Origin of the sequence: Asticcacaulis solisilvae (assembly GCF_052327315.1) — a bacterium.
Classification (GTDB): Bacteria; Pseudomonadota; Alphaproteobacteria; order Caulobacterales; family Caulobacteraceae; genus Asticcacaulis; species Asticcacaulis solisilvae_B.
Genome location: NZ_CP166197.1, coordinates 97,139 through 117,214, shown reverse-complemented (window position 1 = coordinate 117,214; position 20,076 = coordinate 97,139). Strand labels below are relative to the sequence as shown.

16 protein-coding genes are annotated in these 20,076 nt (G+C 63.9%); 9 read left to right on the top strand and 7 right to left on the bottom strand.

Features of this window, described 5'->3' with window-relative positions; translation table 11 throughout:
- Positions 1-31: 31 nt before the first annotated feature.
- The 4 genes from AB8717_RS19860 to AB8717_RS19845 all read left to right on the top strand — a co-directional run bounded on the left by AB8717_RS19860 (position 32) and on the right by AB8717_RS19845 (position 5,891).
- Positions 32-2,797, top strand: coding sequence for a glycosyl hydrolase 115 family protein (locus AB8717_RS19860; RefSeq protein ID WP_443751255.1), 2,766 nt, complete (start codon positions 32-34; stop codon positions 2,795-2,797).
- Positions 2,794-4,287: an alkaline phosphatase gene (locus AB8717_RS19855; protein ID WP_443751254.1), complete on the top strand. Its 1,494-nt coding sequence runs from the start codon at positions 2,794-2,796 to the stop codon at positions 4,285-4,287. Before AB8717_RS19860 ends, AB8717_RS19855 begins: the two co-directional genes overlap by 4 nt.
- Positions 4,277-5,029, top strand: coding sequence for an FCD domain-containing protein (locus AB8717_RS19850; RefSeq protein WP_443751253.1), 753 nt, complete (start codon positions 4,277-4,279; stop codon positions 5,027-5,029). Before AB8717_RS19855 ends, AB8717_RS19850 begins: the two co-directional genes overlap by 11 nt.
- A 61-nt stretch (positions 5,030-5,090) precedes the next feature.
- Positions 5,091-5,891 (top strand): hypothetical protein, encoded by an 801-nt coding sequence (locus AB8717_RS19845; RefSeq protein WP_443751252.1) that lies wholly within the window; start codon positions 5,091-5,093, stop codon positions 5,889-5,891.
- Between the two features lie 2 nt (positions 5,892-5,893).
- On the opposite strand, the gene AB8717_RS19840 is transcribed toward AB8717_RS19845, so the two are convergent.
- The 6 genes from AB8717_RS19840 to AB8717_RS19815 all read right to left on the bottom strand — a co-directional run bounded on the left by AB8717_RS19840 (position 5,894) and on the right by AB8717_RS19815 (position 13,832).
- Complete coding sequence (locus AB8717_RS19840) at positions 5,894-6,583, bottom strand: response regulator (RefSeq protein ID WP_443751251.1); 690 nt, start codon at positions 6,581-6,583, stop codon at positions 5,894-5,896.
- A complete protein-coding gene (locus AB8717_RS19835; RefSeq protein WP_443751250.1) occupies positions 6,580-9,243 on the bottom strand; it encodes a DUF4118 domain-containing protein in 2,664 nt (887 codons plus the stop codon). Before AB8717_RS19835 ends, AB8717_RS19840 begins: the two co-directional genes overlap by 4 nt.
- Positions 9,240-9,824, bottom strand: a complete 585-nt coding sequence (kdpC, locus tag AB8717_RS19830) for a potassium-transporting ATPase subunit KdpC (protein ID WP_443751249.1) — start codon at positions 9,822-9,824, stop codon at positions 9,240-9,242. Before kdpC ends, AB8717_RS19835 begins: the two co-directional genes overlap by 4 nt.
- A 76-nt stretch (positions 9,825-9,900) precedes the next feature.
- Positions 9,901-11,988 carry a potassium-transporting ATPase subunit KdpB gene (gene kdpB / locus AB8717_RS19825; protein ID WP_443751248.1) on the bottom strand — a complete coding sequence of 696 codons (2,088 nt, stop codon included), beginning with the start codon at positions 11,986-11,988 and terminating at the stop codon, positions 9,901-9,903.
- Positions 11,989-11,993: 5 nt separating this feature from the next.
- Positions 11,994-13,712, bottom strand: a complete 1,719-nt coding sequence (kdpA, locus tag AB8717_RS19820) for a potassium-transporting ATPase subunit KdpA (RefSeq protein ID WP_443751418.1) — start codon at positions 13,710-13,712, stop codon at positions 11,994-11,996.
- 27 nt (positions 13,713-13,739) lie between these two features.
- Complete coding sequence (locus AB8717_RS19815) at positions 13,740-13,832, bottom strand: potassium-transporting ATPase subunit F (RefSeq protein WP_443751247.1); 93 nt, start codon at positions 13,830-13,832, stop codon at positions 13,740-13,742.
- 616 nt (positions 13,833-14,448) lie between these two features.
- Between AB8717_RS19815 and AB8717_RS19810 the strand changes: the two genes are divergently transcribed.
- The 5 genes from AB8717_RS19810 (at position 14,449) to AB8717_RS19790 (ending at position 18,687) form a co-directional block, all read left to right on the top strand.
- On the top strand, positions 14,449-15,555 hold the full coding sequence (locus AB8717_RS19810; protein ID WP_443751246.1) for a potassium-transporting ATPase subunit KdpA: 1,107 nt from the start codon (positions 14,449-14,451) through the stop codon (positions 15,553-15,555).
- Between the two features lie 5 nt (positions 15,556-15,560).
- On the top strand, positions 15,561-16,121 hold the full coding sequence (locus tag AB8717_RS19805; protein WP_443751417.1) for a potassium-transporting ATPase subunit C: 561 nt from the start codon (positions 15,561-15,563) through the stop codon (positions 16,119-16,121).
- Positions 16,122-16,165: 44 nt separating this feature from the next.
- Positions 16,166-18,133, top strand: coding sequence for a potassium transporter Kup (locus AB8717_RS19800; RefSeq protein WP_443751245.1), 1,968 nt, complete (start codon positions 16,166-16,168; stop codon positions 18,131-18,133).
- A 75-nt stretch (positions 18,134-18,208) separates the two neighbouring features.
- Positions 18,209-18,394 (top strand): addiction module protein, encoded by a 186-nt coding sequence (locus AB8717_RS19795; RefSeq protein WP_443751244.1) that lies wholly within the window; start codon positions 18,209-18,211, stop codon positions 18,392-18,394.
- Positions 18,394-18,687 (top strand): type II toxin-antitoxin system RelE/ParE family toxin, encoded by a 294-nt coding sequence (locus AB8717_RS19790; RefSeq protein WP_443751243.1) that lies wholly within the window; start codon positions 18,394-18,396, stop codon positions 18,685-18,687. Before AB8717_RS19795 ends, AB8717_RS19790 begins: the two co-directional genes overlap by 1 nt.
- A 1-nt stretch (position 18,688) precedes the next feature.
- Here AB8717_RS19790 and AB8717_RS19785 read toward each other — a convergent pair whose 3' ends face one another.
- On the bottom strand, positions 18,689-20,044 hold the full coding sequence (locus tag AB8717_RS19785; protein WP_443751242.1) for a BNR repeat-containing protein: 1,356 nt from the start codon (positions 20,042-20,044) through the stop codon (positions 18,689-18,691).
- Between the last annotated feature and the right edge of the window lie 32 nt (positions 20,045-20,076).

The following is a 20,076-nucleotide window of genomic DNA, read 5'->3' as shown; positions in this document are numbered from 1 at the left end:
CGGACCGCTGCCGATTCTGGGACGAAATGCCATGAGGATCTTCAACTGCGCGACTTTTGCGCTCTGCGTCCTGTCGATCGCCCTGCCCGCGCGTGCGGCGGAAACCGTCCTGTTCGACGGCCATACGATCGCGGGCGTCGTCCACGACGACCATGGCGCCGGCAAGACACTGTCGCTGGCGGCTGATCTGTTGTCGCGCGACCTGACGGCCCTGAGCGGTCAAACGCCTGGCGCCTGCACCAAGGTCTGCATCGTCGTCGGGCTCTACGACTCGTCTATCATTAGAAAATTCGCAAAAATCGGAAACTTAGACCTGTCGGACCTCAAGGGCCAGTGGGAGGTCTATCGCCGCGCCGTCGTCAAAACCGGCGACAAGACCTATGTCCTGATCGCCGGCTCGGACCGCCGCGGCGCGGTCTTCGGCACGGTCGACCTGTCGCGGCAACTGGGGGTATCGCCATGGGAATGGTGGGCCGACGTGACGCCGCGCCGCCACGACCGGCTTGTTATCGACGACGCCACCGTCACCTCGAAATCGCCGTCGGTCAAATATCGCGGCATCTTCATCAATGACGAGGACTGGGGGCTGGAACCCTGGGCGGCAAAGACCTTCGATCCCAAGACCGGCAATATCGGCCCCAAGACCTATGCCAAGGTGTTCGAGCTGATGTGGCGGCTGAAGGCCAACACGCTGTGGCCGGCCATGCATTCGGTCTCGACACCGTTTTACGGCAATCCCGGCAATGCGCCGCTGGCGGCCGACTATGCCGTCATCGTCGGCACCTCGCATGCCGAGCCGATGATGCGCAACAATCTGCGCGAATGGGACGAATCCAAGAAGGGCCCGTTCGACTTTACGCGCAACAAGGCCGCCATCCTCGACTACTGGCGCCAGCGCGTAGACCAGGTGAAGGGCTACGACAACATCTATACGGTCGGCCTGCGCGGCATTCACGACGGCCCGATGCAGGGCGCCTCGACCATGGAAGAGCGCAAGGCCATTCTGCAAAACGTCATCGGGCTGCAGCGCGATATCCTTTCCCAGGTCTACAAGAAACCCGCCTCCGAAGTGCCGCAGGTCTATGTCGCCTATCATGAACTCCAGGAAGCGTACGATGCCGGGCTGAAGGTGCCCGACGACGTGACGCTGATGTGGGCCGACGACAATTACGGCTATATCCGCCGCTTCGGCGACGCGGCCGAGCAGACACGCGCGGGCGGGTCGGGCGTCTATTACCACCTGTCTTACTGGGGCCGGCCGCACGACTATCTGTGGCTCGGCACCACGCACCCGGCGCTGATCCATGAGGAGATGGGCCGCGCCTGGGATCTCAATGCGCGCCGCATCTGGATCACCAATTCCGGCGACATCAAGCCGATCGAATACCTGACGCAGTACTTCCTCGACCTCGCCTTCGACGCCGACACCTTCAAGGAAACACCGCGCGAGCACCTGAAGGGCTTTATGGCCGAGACCTTCGGGCCCGAGCACGCCGACGAACTGGCCGGGCTGATGCTGCGCTATTACGACCTGGCGTTTGCGCGCCGGCCGGAATTCATGGGCTTCGGCCAGACCGAGTGGGTGACGCAGAACCGCCATACCGACTTCGTACAGTCCGACGGCGAGGAGGCGCAGAGCCGCATCAAGGCCTATCAGGACATCCAGGCCGAGGCAGAAGCCATCGCCGCCGACATCCCCGCCGACCGCCGTGACGCCTTCTACGAGCTGGTCCTCTATCCCGCCCGCGCCAGCGCGGAACTCAATACGCGCATTTTGAAACTCGACCTCGCCGACCTCTATGCCGGCCAGCAACGCGCATCGGCCAATGCTTATGTCGATCAGGCAAAGGCCGCGCACGACGGTCTGGTGCGCGACACCGCCGCTTTCAACGCCCTGCAAAACGGCAAGTGGCAGGGCATGATGGATATGCAGCCGCGCCGCCTGCCTGTCTTCGACGAGCCCGTCTGGCCGCATTGGACCGACTCGAAGAAGGACGGATGCGACACCGCTCTGTTCGGCCAGTGGTTCAACGACCACAATACCCTGCCGTTTGTCGAAGGCCGGCCGGAGACGCGAACCCTGACCCTTTACGGCTATCGCACGACCGGCCAGACCTGGAAGCTTTCCCAAGGCGCGCAAGGCTTTGCCCTGTCGCAGACCTCGGGCACGCTCGACGCCGGGAACGCCTACGAACAGCGTTTGACGCTCCATTACGACGGCCGCGAATCATCGGGGGATCACACACTCAGCCTCGATTGCGGTGGCCAGTCCCTGCCCGTCTACGTCCGCGTCCTGCCGGCACTGCCGCAAGCCACGGCGGTCGAGGACAACCGCATCGTCACCCTGCCCGCCGCAGCAATTGATCCGGGTACGGATTGGCAGAAAATCGACGGCCTGGGCTCTACCGGCGCAGTCCTCCGGGCACGGTTGAACTTAGCTGGCCAAGGCGCTCCGGCGGTTTACAGCTTCGCCACCTCGACCGAAGTCGGCGGCACGCTGAAGGTCATCGCCCTGCCGACCCACCCGCTCGATCCGGCCAAGGGCGTGCGCGTCGGCGTCTCGCTCGACGGTGCGCCCATGCAGGTGCTCGACCTGTCGACGCTCGGCCGCAGCGACGCCTGGCGGCAGAACGTGCTGACCAATACGGCCGTCGCCGCCCTGCCTCTGCGCCTGCTCAAGGCCGGATCGCACGAACTGAAAGTCTATCCGCTCGATCCCGGCGTGACGCTCGACCGCATCGAGATCGATCTCGATCGCGCCCCCGGCCATTACACTGCGATGGAGGCGCAGCCATGAAAGCCTTTCTCCTCCTGCTGGCGCTCCTGCCCGCCACGGCCGTCGCGGCGGACGCCACAAAGAACCCGCAGTTCACGGCGGGTCAGAAGGCCCTGCAAGCGGCGCTCGACCGGCCGCAACCCAAGCGAAAGGCGCGCAACATCATCCTGTTCATCGGCGACGGCATGGGCATCAATTCGGTGACCGCCGGACGCATCTTCGCCGGCCAGGCGCGCGGGCTCGACGGCGCCAGCTATAAATTATCCTTCGAAACCCTGCCCTATGGCGGCTTCTCCAAGACCTATTCCGCCGACAAGCTGGTCACCGACTCGGCCAACGGCATCTCGGCGATCATGACCGGGGTCAAGACGATCAATGCCGCCATCGGCGTCGACGACTCCGTCAAGAGCAAGGACTGCCAAAGCGCGCTCGGCGCCCGCATCGACACCCTGGCCGAACAGGCCAAGCGCTCGGGCCGCGCCGCCGGAGTCGTCACGACCGCCGGCATCACCGACGCAACGCCCGCCGGCGCCTATGGCCACGTGCCGTTCCGCAACTGGCGCGCCGATGTCGATCTGCCGGCCGACGCCGCCAAGGCCGGCTGCGTCGACCTGGCGCGGCAACTGGTCGAAGCGCCCGACGATGTGCGCATGGATGTCGCCTTCGGCGGCGACTTGCAGGACTTCGTGCCCACCGGCACCGGCCCGGGAAAACGCGCCGACGGCCGCGACCTGACGAAAACCTGGGTGTCACGGCCCGGCGCGCGCTATGTCACCGACGCGGCCGGGCTTTCCGCGCTCGACACGAAAGGCGGCCCGGTGCTGGGGATTTTCGCCGATGGCGACCTGCCCTCGCCGGTCGATACCGAGCTGCACAGAAACGTGCCCACGCTCAGCGACATGACCGCCAAAGCGATCGATATCCTGGCGGCGAAGAAGAGCGGCTATTTCCTGCTGGTCGAAAGCGCCTCGATCGACAAATGGCACCATGCCAACAACGCCTATCGCGCCCTGACCGACGTCGACGAACTGTCCAAGGCCGTCCGGATCGCCATGGACCGGACAGACCCGAACGACACGTTGATTATCGTCACCGCCGACCACAGCCACGGCCTGGTCATTTCGGCGGGTTCGTCGCGCGAGGAGCCGATCACCGGTCTGGTGCGCAACCACGGCGTCAACCTGACCGACGGCAATAACCAGCCGCGCCTGACCCTGTCCTACGCCACCGGGCCCGGTGGCCCCAAGGCCGGCGCTGTTGTCCCCATCCCCGACGAGGCCACAGCGACCTCACCCGACTTCCATCAGCCGGCCCTGGTCTACATGGCCAGCGCCCAGCACGCCGGTGAGGACGTCCCCGTCTATTCGCGCGGCCCCGATTCCGACCTGCTGACGGGAACCTTCGAGTCGAGCTATATCTACCAGGTGATGGCGCATGCCTTTTCACTCACTGGTCCCAAAGTTGCAAAGCCGGTTGCGAAACACAGGCGGAGGCATGTCCATGGACGATAATCCGGCAAAGCCCGTACAGGTCGCGCGCGACCGCCGCGCCTATCAGGACATCGGCAACCACCTGATCGGCCGCATCCGCTCGGGCGAGTTCGGCGCCACCGGCCGCCTGCCGCCCGAACGCGACCTGGCCCTGTGGTACGATGTCGGCCGCACGGTCATCCGCGATGCCCTGGTCATGCTCGAGGTCAAGGGCCTGGTCGAGCCGCGCCAGGGCTCGGGCATCTACATCACCCGCCAAGCCTACGACACGGTCATCTCCGAAGACGTTCGCGTGGAACGCCTGCCACCGGCCGGTCCGTTCGAACTGCTCCAGGCGCGGCAATGGCTGGAAAGCCATATCGCCCGACTGGCGGCGCACAACGCGACCGACGACGATATGGAGACTATCGAAAGAGCGTACGAAGACCATCGCCGCGCCCATTACGGGGAGCCCAAGGAAAATTACGACATCCGCTTCCACCTGGCGATCGCCCAGGCGACGCAGAACACCGAGCTTGCCCTGCTGGTTAACCAGCTCTGGCACCGCCGCGACAACAACCCTCTGTGGAAACGCCTGCAGGAGCACATCCCCGATCCGCGCTACCGCGACAAGTGGGTGCACGACCACGACCGCATCGTCGAAGCGTTACGCCGCCGCGACGGCGACGGGGCGTTTGTGGCCATGTGGAACCACATCGAAAACGTGAAATCGTTCCTGCTGCAGTCAAACGCTTTTGGTGAGGACGCTGCCGCCAAGGGCTGAGGCGCGTCCTCTTGCCAAGCTGCGCCCGCGTCCTTAAACCTTGGACTTTGGGGGCGCTATCATGACATTTCCGATCAGGGCCGTTTTCGGACTCACGGGCAAGCTGTTGCGCAAGGGCGCCGTGCCGTTGGCGCTAGTGACGGTGTTGCTGTGTTACCTGCCGCAACAGGCGCTGCACTATGGGATTGCTTCGCTCGCCTACACAGAAGTGGGCAGGATAATTCTTTCCGCTCCCGTGATCACGGGCTGGGTACTTCTCGCTGTCAACCAGTTCATCCTGGCGTTTCATCTGGCCGCCATCTCTGAAATCGCATTGCGGATAGCCGCTGGAAAATCTCTCCGCCCCAGCAAACTGTTGATCAACGCTTTGGTCAACGCCATTCCGCTCATGGTGACACAGTTCGCTCTTCAGACCGCCACCCTTGTTGGTGTTCTGCTTCTCGTGATCCCGGGTGTGTTCGTCGGCGTCGCCCTGTCGGTCGTCGTGCCGACCTATGTCTGCGAAGGCAAGGGCATTATCGAATCCTTCCGCCGGGCCTTCCAGCTGACCAAAGGCCGGCGCTGGGGGATTTTCGGCATATGGCTTTCGATCAGGATTATATCCTTTGTCGCCTTTCCAAACACCATTTTGTCGCCAGTCAACGCGGTTTTTGCCTTGGCGCGCCGCCTGGCACCGACGCTTCCGTTGCCGGATCTTCCTCTTGGCATTCAATATGGCCCCGCCACCACAACGGCGCTCGGCTTTATCATCACCCTGATCACGACGCTCACCATCGTCCTGAACACGGCCGTCTACTTGACCCTGCGCTTTCATAGCCCCGACCAGGGCAATAATACCCGTGTCGCGGACGTCTTCGAATAATCCTACGGCTTCAACCGGTAGCCGATGCCCGGCTCGGTGACGATAAAGCGCGGATTGAGCGCATCGTCCTTGAGCTTCTCGCGCAGGTGCTGGGTGTGGATGCGCAAATAGGTCTGGTTGTCGGGCACATGGCGGCCCCAGACGGCGTTCAGCAGGAAAGAATGCGTCAGCACCTTGCCGGAATTGCGCGCCAGCACGATCAGCAGCTTGTATTCGATCGGCGTCAGATGAACGTCCTCGTCGTCCAGCCGCACGCGGCGCGACGCCGTGTCGATGACCAGATTGTCGTAGTCGTAGGTAAAGGGCTGGTCGCCCGGCGGGCGGTGGGCGTGGCGCAGCGCCACCCGGATGCGCGCGATCAGCTCGCCTGCCGCGAACGGCTTGGTGAGATAGTCGTCGGCGCCGAGTTCAAGCGCTTCGATCTTGTCGCGCTCCTGGCCGCGCGCCGAAATGACGATGATCGGCGTGCGCGTCCATTCTCGGATCTGGCGGATGATGTCCATGCCATCCATGTCGGGCAGGCCTAGATCGAGCAGGATGACGTCCGGATTGTCGGTCGTGACCTTTTGCAGGCCCTCCTTGCCGGTCGCCGCCTCGATCACCGTCATGGCATTGGCGCCTAGCGTCGAGCGCAGGAACTTGCGGATATCGGCCTCGTCTTCGATCGACAGGATACGCGTGGTCTCGGTCATGACATGTCTTTAGCTACGGGCAGGGTGAAAATAAAGCTGGCGCCGGTGGCCGGGGCCCGGTTGTTGCGGGCATAGATCATGCCGCCGTGCGCCTGGACGATGCCGCGGCAGATGGCCAGGCCCAGCCCCGTGCCGCCCGAGCGGTCGGAACTGACCGTCTGGCCGGTCTGGAACTGTTCGAAGATGCGGTTTTCGTCGCCGTCGCGCAGGCCGTCGCCATTGTCCGACACGGCGACCCGCAGGGTGTCGGCGTCCTTTTCGACTCTGACGACGATATCGCCATCAGCCGCCGTATGCTGGTAAGCATTTTCGATCAGATTGACGAATACCTGTTCGATCAGGGCGCCATCGATCATCACCATGGGCAGGGCGCCGGTAATCTGTGTACGGAGGGTCCGCTGTTCGCGGCCGGCCTGGACATGCGCCAGGGCCGCGCCGATGATCTCCTGGACCATATAGGGCTGAAGGTTCAGCTTCATCCGGCCAGACGTCAGGGCCGCCATGTCGAGCAGGTTGCCGACGAATTTCTGCAATCTCGTCAGCTGGTTCCACACGCCGGTCAGTTCATCGAGCGCCTTGCGCGGCAGCTCCTTCCGCATACGGAGGAGCGAGCTGACCGAGCCATTCATCACGGTTAGCGGCGTTCGCAGATCGTGCGACAGCGACGACAGCAGCACGTTGCGCAGCTTTTCGTTCTCGCTATCGACACGTGAGCTTTCGGCCTCGTCGGCGCGGCGGGCGCGCTGCAGGGCGCCGGCGATCAGGCTGGCGAACGTTTCGAACTGAAGAATCTCGGCGCCGGTGAAACTGCGATGGCCGTCGCGCGGGGTAAGGCCCAGCACGCCCAGCATCTCGTTTTCCGCCAGAAGCGGCAGGTACAATCCGGCCGCCGACGGCAGGGTGTCGGTGCCACGCCCGGCCATGCGGTGATTGGCCGTGACCCATTCGACCGCGCCCATCTCCTTCATATCGGTACGCAAGGTCGCATCGGGCCAGACGTCGCCCCCGGCAAAGACCGTGACATCGAGGTCGAACGGTACGCTCAGATGCTGGATCGCCACGGCGCACATGCGATCGACGCCGCGCACCGCCGACAGGGCCCGCGTCAGGCCGTAGAGGATCTGCGTCTCGCGCTCGCGGTTGCTGACCAGGCGGACGTGGCGCGACAGCCGGGCCGTCAGCGAGCCCACGACCAGCGACGTCACCAGCATGAATGTGAAGGTGACGTAGTAGTAGGTGTCGTAGAAGTTGAAGGTGTAATAGGGTTGGGTGAAGAAGAAGTTGAACGCCGGGATGATCAGGACCGAAGCCAGGACCGAGGGACCCAGGCCCAGCCGTGCCGCTACGATGACCACGCCTGTCAGGTAGATCATGGCCAGGTTGTTGGACGGGGTAAGACCGCGGAACGGAAAGGCGATGGCGGTGCACAGGGCCACGCCGGCCGCCGCCAGCGCGTAATCGGACGGACGCGCCACGAAGGCGGCCAGCCGCGAGGTCAGGGGCTGCGGTCGAGTGTCGTCCGATCGGTCGCCGTGGATCACGGTGACTTCAAGGCCATCGCCGCGCTCGATCAGCTGCTGCGACAGGGGCACGCGGAAGTGTTGCCACCACGGCGGACGGCGGTGACCGACGACGATGCGGCTGAAACCGTTGCGCCGGGCGTAGGCGACAAGGTCGGCGGCGGGCTGACCGCCGGTCAGGCGCACGATCTCCGCCCCCAGGTTTTCGGCCAGGCGCAGATAGTGCTCGACGCGCCCTCTCGCCTTTTCGTCCAGCTGTTCGTGACGATCGCTTTGCAAATAGACGGCGAACCACGGCGAGCGGCCGCGCGCCGCCATGCGCTTGGCGTGGCGGATCAGCCGCGCCGACAGGGGATCCGGTCCTATGAGCAGCATGATCTTGTGGCCGATCTGTGCCTCGTTCTGTCCCATGGCGGCGCTGAGCTCGTCGCTTTGGGCATCCACCCGTTCGGCCGTGCGGCGCAGAGCGAGCTCACGCAAGGCCAAAAGGTTGCTCTTCTTGAAGAAGTTCTGGGCGGCGCGCGTATTGGCGCCTTCGGCGACATAGACCTTGCCCTCGGCCAGCCGCTTCAGCAGTTCGTCGGACGGAATATCGATCAGGGCGATCTCGTCGGCGGATTCGAAGATGGTGTCGGGCACGGTCTCGCGCACCCAGACGCCAGTCAGCCGCGCCACCTGGTCGGTGAGGCTTTCCAGGTGCTGGACATTGAGCGTCGTATAGACGTCGATACCGTTGTCGAGCAGCTCCTCGACGTCCTGCCAGCGCTTGGGGTGGCGCGATCCCGGCGCATTGGTGTGGGCGAATTCGTCGACCAGGATCAGGCCGGGGCGGCGGGCGAGCGCGCCGTCGAGGTCGAATTCCCTGACCGTGACGCCGCGATGGTCGATGTCGAGCAAGGGCAGGACGGACAGGCCTTCGATCAGGGCGGCCGTTTCCTGGCGGCCGTGGTGTTCGATAACGCCGGTCACGACGTCGACGCCTTCGCGCTGGCGGGCGCGCGCCTCGTTCAGCATGGCGAACGTCTTGCCGACGCCGGCCGACGATCCGAAGAAGATCTTCAGCTTGCCGCGCGCAGCTTCGCCCTCGTCGTTGCCGACGAGGGCGAGCAGCTTGTCCGGGTCTGGCCGGGTTTCGTTCACTTAAGCTTTCCGTCGAGGCGCAGATTGACCTCAAGGACATTTACACGCGGTTCGCCCAGGACGCCAAGGTCCCGTCCGCGCGTCGAGCGGGTAATCGCCGCGCGAACAACGTCTTCGGCCACATGGCGGGCCGTGGCGATGCGGTGGACCTGGTAGGCCGCCGCCGCCGGGCTGATCTCGGGGTCGAGGCCCGAGCCCGAGGCCGTCACCAGATCGACCGGTATAGCCGCGGTGTTGGAAGGGTCAGCGTCCTTCAGGGCCTTGATGCGGCCTTTGACCGCGTCGATCAGCGCCGGATTGTTGACGCCGAGGTTCGAGCCCGACGAGGCGCCGGCATTGTAGGGCGCGGTGGCGGTCGCCGACAGCCGGCCCCAGAGGTATTCCGGCTTGTCGAAAGTCTGGCCGATCAGGGTCGAGCCGATGACGTGGCCGTGGTCGCGGATAAGGCTGCCTTCGGCCTGGTGCGGGAAGCCGACCTTGAGGATCAAGGTGGTCAGGGCCGGATAGACGCCGCCGAGCAGCAGGGTCAGCAAAAGCGTGCTGACAATGGCGGGACGGAGGGAGGAAACGAGGGTTTTCATGGCAAAATTCCTTACGCCAGGCCGACCGCGCTCAAGTAGCGAAGCGGTAGCGCAACTAAAATGAAGTGGGGATCGCTCATGCGAGCCCCACGGCGGCCAGGCCCATATCGATCAGCTTGATACCGATAAACGGGGCGACGATGCCGCCGAGGCCGTAGACGAACATGTTGCGCGACAGCATTTTCGCCGCCGGTTCGGCGCGGTATTTGACGCCCTTCAGGGCCAGCGGGATCAGCGCGATGATGATCAGGGCGTTGAAGATGACCGCCGCCAAGATGGCGCTTTGCGGCGATTTCAATCCCATGATGTTGAGCGCACCCAGCACCGGATAGGTCGAGGCGAAGGCCGCCGGGATGATGGCGAAGTACTTGGCCAGGTCGTTGGCGATGCTGAAGGTGGTCAGCGCGCCGCGTGTCATCAGGAGCTGTTTGCCGATCTCGACGATCTCGATCAGCTTGGTCGGGTCGCTATCGAGGTCGACCATGTTGCCGGCCTCCTTGGCGGCTTGCGTCCCCGAATTCATGGCGACCGCCACGTCGGATTGGGCCAGGGCCGGCGCGTCGTTGGTGCCGTCGCCGACCATGGCGACCAGCTCGCCGCCTTCTTGCTGCTTGCGGATATATTTCAACTTGGTCTCGGGCGTGGCCTGCGCGAGGAAGTCGTCGACCCCGGCCTCCGACGCGATGGCGGCAGCCGTCAGCGGGTTGTCGCCGGTGATCATGATGCTCTTGATGCCCATCTTGCGCAGTTCGGCCAGGCGCGCCTTGATGTCGGGCTTGACGATGTCCTTGAGGTACACGACGCCCAGCACCTGGCTGTTTTCCGCCACCATCAGCGGCGTGCCGCCCTTGCGCGCGATATCGTCCACACTCGTCTGCACCTCGGCTGGGACCTTGCCACCCTTCTGCCCGATCAGCTTCGCGATGGCGTCGCCGGCGCCCTTCATGATGTGACGGTCGCCGACCACTATTCCTGAAGCGCGCTGTTCGGCGCTGAACGGAATGAAGGTAGCGTCGAGTGCCTTCGGATCGCGTTCCGGCAGGTGGAACAGCTTGCGCGCCAGGACGACGATCGAGCGGCCTTCCGGGGTCTCGTCGGCTAACGACGAAAGTTCGGCGGCCTCGGCCAACTGATGTTGCGTCACGCCCGGCGCAGGAAAAAACTCCGTGGCCTGACGATTGCCGAAGGTGATGGTGCCGGTCTTGTCTAGCAGCAGGATATTGACGTCGCCGGCGGCTTCGACGGCGCGGCCGGACGTCGCGATGACGTTGGCGCGGATCAGGCGTTGCATGCCCGAAATGCCGATGGCCGACAGAAGGCCGCCAATCGTCGTGGGGATCAGACACACCAGCAGCGCAATCAGCACGGTGATGGTGATGACCGTGCCCGAACCGGCGCGGCCGACGCTGAACAGCGAGTATGGCAGAAGCGTCGCACAGACAAGCAGGAAGATAATGGTCAGGGCCGCCAGCAGGATCGACAGGGCAATTTCGTTGGGCGTCTTCTGACGCTTGGCCGACTCGACCAGGCCGATCATGCGGTCGAGGAAGCTTTCGCCGGGATCGGACGTGACGCGCACCACGATCCAGTCGGAAAGCACGCGCGTGCCGCCGGTCACCGCGTCGCGGTCGCCGCCCGACTCGCGGATGACCGGGGCGCTTTCCCCCGTCACCGCGCTTTCGTCGACCGAGGCGACGCCTTCGATGACCTGGCCGTCGGCGGGGACAAAATCACCGGCTTCGACAACGATGATATCGCCCTTGCGGAGGCTGTTGGCCGGGACCGCCAGGAACTTCGTCCGGTCGCTCACCTTGTTCAGTTTCTTGGCCGATACGTCGCGGCGCGCCTTCTTGAGGCTGTCGGCCTGCGCCTTGCCCTTGCCCTCGGCGATGGCCTCGGCGAAGTTGGCGAACAGCAGCGTGAACCACAGCCAGAAGGTGACGAGGCCGATGAACCAAACGGGCTGGCCGCCGCCGACCACGGACTTCGGATCGATCAGCATGACGCAGAAGATGCCCGTGGTGATGACCGAGCCGACGAAGACCAGGAACATGACCGGGTTGCGCAGTTGGTAGATCGGGCTGAGCCGCAGGACGGTATTTTTGAGCACGGAGCCCATATCGGCCCCGTCAAACAGGCCGGCTTTTTGAGTGTGAGTGGCCATGGGCGTTAGCCTTTGATCATGTTGAAGTGCTCGACGACCGGCCCCAGGGCCAGCGTCGGCGCGTAGTTGAGGACACCGACCAGGACGACGACACCGACCAGCACGGCCACGAAGAGCGCATTGTGCGTCGGCAGCGTCCCGGCGGACGTCGGCACGGTCTTCTTGGCGGCCAGCGAACCCGCCAAGGCGAGGACCGGCACGATGATGAAGAAACGGCCGAACAGCATGCAGACACCCAGCAGGAGATTGTAGAAGGGCGTGTTGGCGCTGAGGCCGGCAAAGGCCGAGCCGTTGTTGTTGCTGGCCGAGGTGACGGCATAGAGGACTTCGGAGAACCCTTGAGCGCCCGGATTATAGATGCCCGCCTGCCCGTCCTTCATCATCACGGCGATTGCCGTGCCGACCAGAACCAGGATGCCGGGAACCAGGGTCCCGATCGACGCCATCTTGATCTCGAAGGCCTGGATCTTCTTGCCGAGATATTCCGGCGTGCGGCCGACCATCAGGCCTGAAATAAAGACGGCGATGACGACGAAGATCAACATACCGTAGAGCCCCGAGCCGACACCGCCATAGATGACTTCGCCGAACTTCATCAGGATCAGCGGCACCAGACCGCCGATCGGCGTGAAGCTGTCGTGCATGGCATTGACGCTGCCGTTCGATGCGGCGGTCGTGGCCGAGGCCCAAAGCGCCGAATTGACGATGCCGAAGCGCGTCTCCTTGCCTTCCATATTGCCGCCGGCCTGGAGGGGACTGGCGATCTGGTCGACGTGCAGCGCCATCAGGTGCGGATTGCCCGATTGCTCCATGACGGTGCACAGCAGAAGCAGCGGCACGAAGATGACCGTCATGGCGGCAAAGATCGCCCAGCCCTGGCGGCGATCGCCGACCATGACGCCAAAAGTATAGCAGCAGGCGGCCGGGATGATCAGGATCGCCAGGACTTCGAGGAAGTTGGTGAACGGCGTCGGGTTTTCGAACGGGTGCGCCGAATTGGTGTTGAAGAAGCCGCCGCCATTGGTGCCGAGCATCTTGATGGCTTCCTGGCTCGCTACAGGTCCCAAGGCAATCGTCTGGTCGGCACCCTGCAGGGTGTGGGCTGTGACGTAAGGGCTGAAGGTCTGGATGACGCCCTGCGCGCCCAACGCGACGGCCATGACCAGCGATACCGGCAGCAGCACGTAGAGATTGGCGCGGATCATATCGACCCAGAAATTGCCGATCTCGCGTGTTTCCTTACGGGTCAGGCCGCGGATCAGGGCCACCATGACGGCCAGCCCCACGGCGGGCGTGACGAAGTTCTGTACCGTCAGCCCGACCATCTGGCTGAAATAGCTCATGGTCGTTTCGCCGGCATAGGATTGCCAGTTGGTATTGGTGACGAAGCTGACCGCCGTATTGAACGACAGGTCGGGCGTCAGGCCCGGCAGCTTTTGCGGATTGAGCGGAATATAATTCTGAAAAATTAGAATTATATACAGAACGACGAAGCTGACCGCCGAAAAGACGAGCGTCGCGGCTGCGTAGCCGGTCCAGTTCATTTCTTTCTTCGGATCGATACCACTCGCCTTGTAGATCAGGCTTTCCAGCCAGCCCATGGCTGGCGACATAAAGGTGCGCCGGCCTTGAAAGACGCGCGCCATATAGGCGCCCAGCGGTATGGCGCAGGCGGTGAGCACGGCCATATAGAGGGCGAGCTGCAACCAGGCATTACCCGTGATCAGGGGAAACATCGGACCCTCGGAATTTTATGGAAACATTTCGGGTTTGACGAGCGCGGCGATGAGGTAGCCGAGCAGAAGCGCGACGACGACGCCCGCGCCGAGATAGAGCTCGGTCACTGCCCGCTCTCCCGCAGGCGCTCGCAAAGGCTGACAAGCCCGGCGGACACGGCGAAAAAGGCCAGCCCGAGGAGGCCATAGAGGATGATCATGGGGATACGCTCCATTGTGAATGGCAGCGTATTACGCCTCTGCCCGTATGGGCGGCGTATAAAGGCAGGGCGGCAGCGTATAGCTTTCGTATAGCCCTGAACAAGAGCCTCCCCTCCTTGTACCTCCCCGTTTTTCGCAGAAAAATGGGGTTTGGCGCCAGCGAAAGTATAGCTTTCGAAAGCCATCGGACCGCACGGCTGAACCGATGCGTGAGCATCGGTGAAGGAGATGTGGTGGTGGGGTTTCTTGCTTTCTTGCCTCATCGGTGCCTGAAAAAGTAAGCAAGAATCCCCTCCACCACATCTCGTCGCCTAAAGGCTCCTCGTGCGGTCCCCCTCCCCATCGCTTCGCGACGGGGAGATACAAGAAGTGTACGATCCAAGGTTCTGATCCGCGCCTATACAAAAATTATACAGCAATTATACGCCGCCTATACGCCGAAAAGATTATTGCACTGCGGTCAACATTACCGCGAGTAGGGCCGCGCCGCCGGGGTGCATCCATTACCCGCAAGGCTTGTCACATGGTGCCGCTTTCCGGGAGCCCGGGCTGGATCGAACAGGGCTTGAACCTCGCCATTCTGGCCGCGCTGGTCCTGCCGTTCGGCGCCTATATGGCGGACGTCTTCCGCAATCGTAAGACCGCCCTCTCCTTCGCGCTCGATCCGGTGGAGCGCGCAGCCCTCGGCCTGGCCGGCGTCAAGGCCGACCGCAGCATGGACTGGCGGACCTACGCCCTGTCGGCGCTCAGCTTCTCGTCGCTCGTTTTTCTGGCGCTTTATATTGCACTGGCGTGCACTGGACTGCCGGCTGAGCGGGCCTTCATCCTCGCCGTGCAACTGGCCGCCGATCCCGCGCACGCCCCGGCCGGTCCCATGGCCGCCGCGACCGCCGCCGGTTTCGTCTCGACCGGGACGGGGCTTGCCGTCTTCATGGCCACGGTGCGCGGCCTGTCGGGCCTGCGCGTCGGCAACTTCTGGGCGGATCTTGTGCGCGCGGAACTGCGTGTCGTCCTGCCCGTGTCGATCGCCTTCGCGGCGCTGGTCGCCACGGCCGGCGCGGGTGAAGCGCTGGAAGCCTTTGGCCGGGCGCACGTCGCCGACACCGTCCCGCACCTGCCGTCGATCGCCGATGAGGCGCGGCATCTCTTCACCACCCCCTCGGGCGCTGTGGTCAACGCCGCCGCGGTCCAGTTCGCCGCCACGCCATCGACCCGGTTGCTGGCGCTGCTGTCGGGCGCGCTCATTCCGCTCGGCCTCGGTTACAGCTTCGGCCTGCTGACCGGCGACCGCCTCCAGGGTGCGTTGATGCTGGGCGCGACGGCGCTGGTGCTGATGAGTGGCCACGCCGCCGGACCCGCCGTATCGTGCGGTCTGGTTGCCGTCTTCATGCTGGTGACCGCCGTGATCAGCCGCCTGCGTACAGGCCAGGCCACCTATCTCAACCGGCGCCTCGGGCGCTATGAGGTGTCGATGGCCATGGCCTGCCTGGGTCTGATCGTCGTTGCGCCGCTGACCGCGCTCGTCCCCGCCCTCAGCCTCATCGCCCTGCCCGCCCGCCTGTGGACGCTGATCCCGGCGCTGGCCTTCGCGGGTTCGCTATCGAACCGGCCTGCCGGAGCGCAAGGGTGAAGACAATGCCCGTCATCGTGCAAAGTCTCAGGCCCGGCCTGGTGCTGCTGGCGCTTCTCGCCGCAGCGGCCGGAGGCCTTTACCCCCTGCTCGTCCGCGCCCTGACCGAGAACGGGCTCAACGCCCAGCTCGATCCGGCGGTGTTGCGCGACCGCTCAGGGCACATCGCCGCCACCTCGCTCAGCGGCGCCATGGACGAAGCGCCCGGCCATGTCTGGGGCCGCATCCGCACGCCGGCCACGGTCGATTGCGACAGGATCCGCGACACCCCGGCCTGCGCGGCCGCCGTCACGGCGCGCCAGCAGGCGCTGAAACGGGCCGATCCGTCGGCCGGTCCGGTTCCATCAGAGCTCTTAAGCTTCGACGGCGCCGGACTCGATCCCGCCATCGGCATCAACGCGGCCCATTACCAGGCCCCGCGCATCGCCCGCGCCCGGCACCTGAGCGAAATGCAGGTCAATGCCCTGATCGACGCGGCGGCGCGCAACGCCATCTACAACACGACGCGGGGCGTCACCGTCAACCGTCTCGATATCAACCGCCGGCTGGATGAACAGCATCCATGACCCCGGACACACCAGCCGCCGGAGACCCCGGCCGGAGCGTAAACATGACTGCGCATTCTTCCGTCACCGCCGCCGACATCCCGGCCGAGGCTTCCGCGGAACCCGTTCTTACCCCCACCGAAGCGGAGGCCGTCATAAGCCACGGCCACGGCAAGGAGGGTTTCGTGGCGCTGACCGTCGGCGCCATCGGCGTCGTCTTCGGCGATATCGGGACCTCGCCGCTCTACGCCATGAAGGAGGCGCTGCACCACACGCGCGCCGGCACGGATCCGCACCTGGCGACCTTCGGCGTCATCTCGCTGGTTTTCTGGGCGCTGTTGCTGCTGGTCACGGTCAAGTACGTCATCTTCCTGATGCGGGCGGACAACAAGGGCGAAGGCGGGACCCTGGCCTTGATGGCCCTGGCACAGAAGGCGCTCGGCAAATATTCGCCGATGATCTTCTTTCTCGGCATCTGCGGTGCGGCCCTGTTCTACGGCGACAGCCTGATCACGCCGGCCCTGACGGTCATGGGCGCGATCGAAGGCTTCAAGGACGCGCCGCATGTCGGTCACAGCCTGGACAGTTTCGTCGTGCCTGTGTCGATCGTCATTCTTGTCGCGCTCTTCCTGGTCCAGTCGAAGGGTACGGAAAAGGTCGCCCGCCTGTTCGGACCCGTCATGCTGCTGTGGTTCGCCGTCATCGCGGCGCTGGGTGTGTTCTACATCGTCCAGCGCCCGGCCATCCTGATGTCGCTCAGCCCGCACTACGGCATCCAGTTCCTGCTGGCCAACGGCTTTACCGGCTTTGTCATCCTGGGCAGCATCTTCCTTGTGGTGACCGGCGCCGAAGCCCTCTACGCCGACATGGGCCATTTCGGCCGCAAGCCGATCAATACGGCCTGGCTGTTCGTCGCCTTCCCGGCGCTGGTTCTCAACTATCTCGGCCAGGGCGCCCTGACCATTCTGCACCCCGAAGCCGCCGCCAACCCGTTCTGGCGCATGGTGCCGCACCTCTTCTACTGGCCGATCATGGTGCTGGCCGCCATGGCCGCGGTCATCGCCAGCCAGGCCGTCATCACCGGCGCCTTTTCCATGACGCAACAGGCGGTGCAGCTTGGCCTCCTGCCGCGCATCGACATCCAGCGCACCTCGGAAACCCAGGCCGGCCAGATCTACGTGCCGCAGGTCAACACCATGCTGATGGTCGGCGTGCTGGTGCTGATCGTGCTCTTCCAAAGCTCTGACAACCTGACCTCGGCCTACGGCATCGCTGTCACCGGCACCATGTTCATCAGTACGGTCATGGCCTATGTCGTCCTGCGCCGGCAATGGCTGTGGTCTCGCGCCCGGACCCTGGCCCTGCTGGTGCCGCTGGGCGCCATCGAAGCCATCTTCATGGCGTCGAACCTGACCAAGTTCTTCAGCGGCGCCTGGATGCCGCTGGCCTTCGGCGCCACCATGATCCTGATCATGGTGACATGGACGAAGGGCACGCACACCCTGACCGACAAGGCGCGCCGCGACTCGGTTATGCTGGCCGACCTGATCGAGATGCTGAAAAAGCGCCCGCCCCACCGCGTCGCCGGCACCGCCATTTTCCTGACGTCCGACGCCGATATTGCGCCAGTCGCCCTGATGCACAACCTCAAGCACAACAAGGTGCTGCATGACAAGAACGTGGTGCTGACCGTGCGCACGACCAATACGCCGCGCGTGACCGAGGGCGAACGCATCTCAATCGAGGTCCTGAACGACGACTTCAAGAAGGTAACGCTCAACTACGGCTTCATGGAAAGCCCGAACCTGCCGAAGGCCCTGGGCCTGTGCCGGAAACTCGGCCTGAAGTTCGACATCATGTCGACCAGCTTCTTCGTCGGCCGCCGAACGGTCGTGCCCTCGGCCAATTCCGGCATGCCGGTGTGGCAGGACAAGCTGTTCATCTTCCTGATGAAAAACGCCACCAACCCGACCGAGTTCTTCCATATCCCGCCGGGACGGGTGGTTGAGCTGGGGACGCAGGTAACGGTGTAGGGTTGGCTTGTTTCAAAGATGAGGCGGTTGTATATTCTGGATATGGCCGCCTTATCTCACAATGATATCCTCAGCATGTCCGTATCCGATCGGCTGGCGCTTATCGGCGAACTCTGGGACAGTATTCCTGACGCGCAACTGCCGGTTCCGGCGTCGCATCGCGCCGAACTTGAAAAGCGTCTGGCAACGTTCGAGGACGACATAAAGGATGGCGTCAGCTGGGAAACGCTTAAGGCGGAACTGACGCCCCCTCGTCGCTGATGACCAATGTCATCTTTACGCCGGCCGCCCGAAGGGAGGTCTGCGATGCTTATGCGTGGTACGAAAAGGAACAGGACGGGCTGGGCGATAGCTTCATGGTCCATCTGTCGGGCCTGATTGAGCGTATCACCACTCATCCGCATCATTTCCCGTATGCCATTGCCGATGTCCGCCGCAGTCGGATCACGAGGTTTCCGTACGAAATCTATTTCCGAGAACGCCAGGAGACAATCTATGTGATTGCCTGCTTCCATAGCAGCCGCAATCCGACAAGCTGGCAAAGACGGGTCTAAGCTACTTCTTCAACGTAATGAACAGCAACGTCGTCGGATCGGGAATATCGGGCGACGGCTGGTCGCGGTGCGGCGGGCGCGCGGCCCAGGCCAGGGCATAGAGCGTGTCGCCGTCTCCGGCCGCGTCGACGACGTTCAACTGCATGCCGTCGGGCACCTTGACCGTGGCTTTCAGCCGGTCGGCCAGCGAGACCACAGGCTTTTCAGCGACCGTCTCGAGCGTATCCGAGCGCACGATAAAGTCGATCGACTGGCCGAGGCGGATCACCGGCACGCGCAACAGCCCCTTGCCCGCCGGTTCGGCGCCCGACACGAACAGCTCGGCGTTCAACGACCCGCCGCCGCCGAAGTCCCAGCGGTAATTCGTCCAGTGGCTGACCTGGGCGATATGCCAGCCTTTTGCCTCATGGCGCGCGACATAGATCTGCGTGTTCCCGGCCGCATCGAATTTGTGATAGGTGATCATGGGCTGGCCGCGATCGTCGAAGCCCAGCACCGTATTGTTGTTGATCATTCCGCCCTTGACCGGCACCGGATCGACGATCTCGGCCTTCGACAGACGGATCGGCAGCTCCAGCGGCGTCCCGTCCGAACGGAACCAGTGCACCAGGTCGGGGCTTTGGGCATAGCTGAGGTCGTGATTGGTCTCGGCCATCGGGCTTTCGCGCCATACCCAGGCGATGTGAAACTGCTTGTCGGGTCCAAGCACCGGCCCCATGAAGTAGGCGTTACGGTGGCCTTCTCCGTCGGTCAGCGGCGTGGTCAGCAGGTGCGACCAGGTGCCCTTCGCCGCATCGAGCACGTCATAAACCTCGTTACCATTGCCGCTGCGGCCATCGCGGTATTTCAGGATCAGGCGCCCTTCGCGGTCATGCAGATAAACCGGATAGGTCATGGAGCGTTCGGCGGCTTCCTCGACCAGCATGGGTACGCGCTTCAGCGTGCGCACATCGCCCGACGCATCCGACACGAAGGCCGTCAGCGGGCTGGCGTGCATGTTGGCGGTGACGTGGATACGGCCGGCGCTGTCGGCTGCGAGCGCGATATAGTTATGGCTGTCCCAGTCGTTCCAGGTGTCGAGCTTCTGGTAGACCCACCCGCCGCCGGCCTTCAGCCGCGAGGCAATCGTGAGCTGCCGGTTGGCGTCGTAATAGCCGATATAGATGGTCTTGTCGGTCGTGATCAGGGCGAAGCGCACGGAATGCCCCGACCAGACGCGATCGATCGCCTCGGTCGACTGGACCTCGGCCGCGACCGACGGCGACGCCCCGGGAGAGGTCGCCGCGGTCTGGGCGAAGACCGGGCCCGCGGCCAGGAGCAAGGCAAGGACTAAGGTCGAAAAGGCGATCTTGTTCATGGCACCGATCATGTCCGCGTGACACGCTGAAT

Excerpts from the sequence above, each read along its gene's own strand:
- AB8717_RS19860 (WP_443751255.1), top strand. The coding sequence starts at position 32 with ATGAGGATCTTCAACTGCGCGACTTTTGCGCTCTGCGTCCTGTCGATC.
- AB8717_RS19855 (WP_443751254.1), top strand. The coding sequence starts at position 2,794 with ATGAAAGCCTTTCTCCTCCTGCTGGCGCTCCTGCCCGCCACGGCCGTC.
- AB8717_RS19850 (WP_443751253.1), top strand. The coding sequence starts at position 4,277 with ATGGACGATAATCCGGCAAAGCCCGTACAGGTCGCGCGCGACCGCCGC.
- AB8717_RS19845 (WP_443751252.1), top strand. The coding sequence starts at position 5,091 with ATGACATTTCCGATCAGGGCCGTTTTCGGACTCACGGGCAAGCTGTTG.
- AB8717_RS19840 (WP_443751251.1), bottom strand. The coding sequence starts at position 6,583 with ATGACCGAGACCACGCGTATCCTGTCGATCGAAGACGAGGCCGATATC.
- kdpC (WP_443751249.1), bottom strand. The coding sequence starts at position 9,824 with ATGAAAACCCTCGTTTCCTCCCTCCGTCCCGCCATTGTCAGCACGCTT.
- kdpB (WP_443751248.1), bottom strand. The coding sequence starts at position 11,988 with ATGGCCACTCACACTCAAAAAGCCGGCCTGTTTGACGGGGCCGATATG.
- AB8717_RS19810 (WP_443751246.1), top strand. The coding sequence starts at position 14,449 with ATGGTGCCGCTTTCCGGGAGCCCGGGCTGGATCGAACAGGGCTTGAAC.
- AB8717_RS19805 (WP_443751417.1), top strand. The coding sequence starts at position 15,561 with ATGCCCGTCATCGTGCAAAGTCTCAGGCCCGGCCTGGTGCTGCTGGCG.
- AB8717_RS19800 (WP_443751245.1), top strand. The coding sequence starts at position 16,166 with ATGACTGCGCATTCTTCCGTCACCGCCGCCGACATCCCGGCCGAGGCT.
- AB8717_RS19795 (WP_443751244.1), top strand. The coding sequence starts at position 18,209 with ATGTCCGTATCCGATCGGCTGGCGCTTATCGGCGAACTCTGGGACAGT.
- AB8717_RS19790 (WP_443751243.1), top strand. The coding sequence starts at position 18,394 with ATGACCAATGTCATCTTTACGCCGGCCGCCCGAAGGGAGGTCTGCGAT.
- AB8717_RS19785 (WP_443751242.1), bottom strand. The coding sequence starts at position 20,044 with ATGAACAAGATCGCCTTTTCGACCTTAGTCCTTGCCTTGCTCCTGGCC.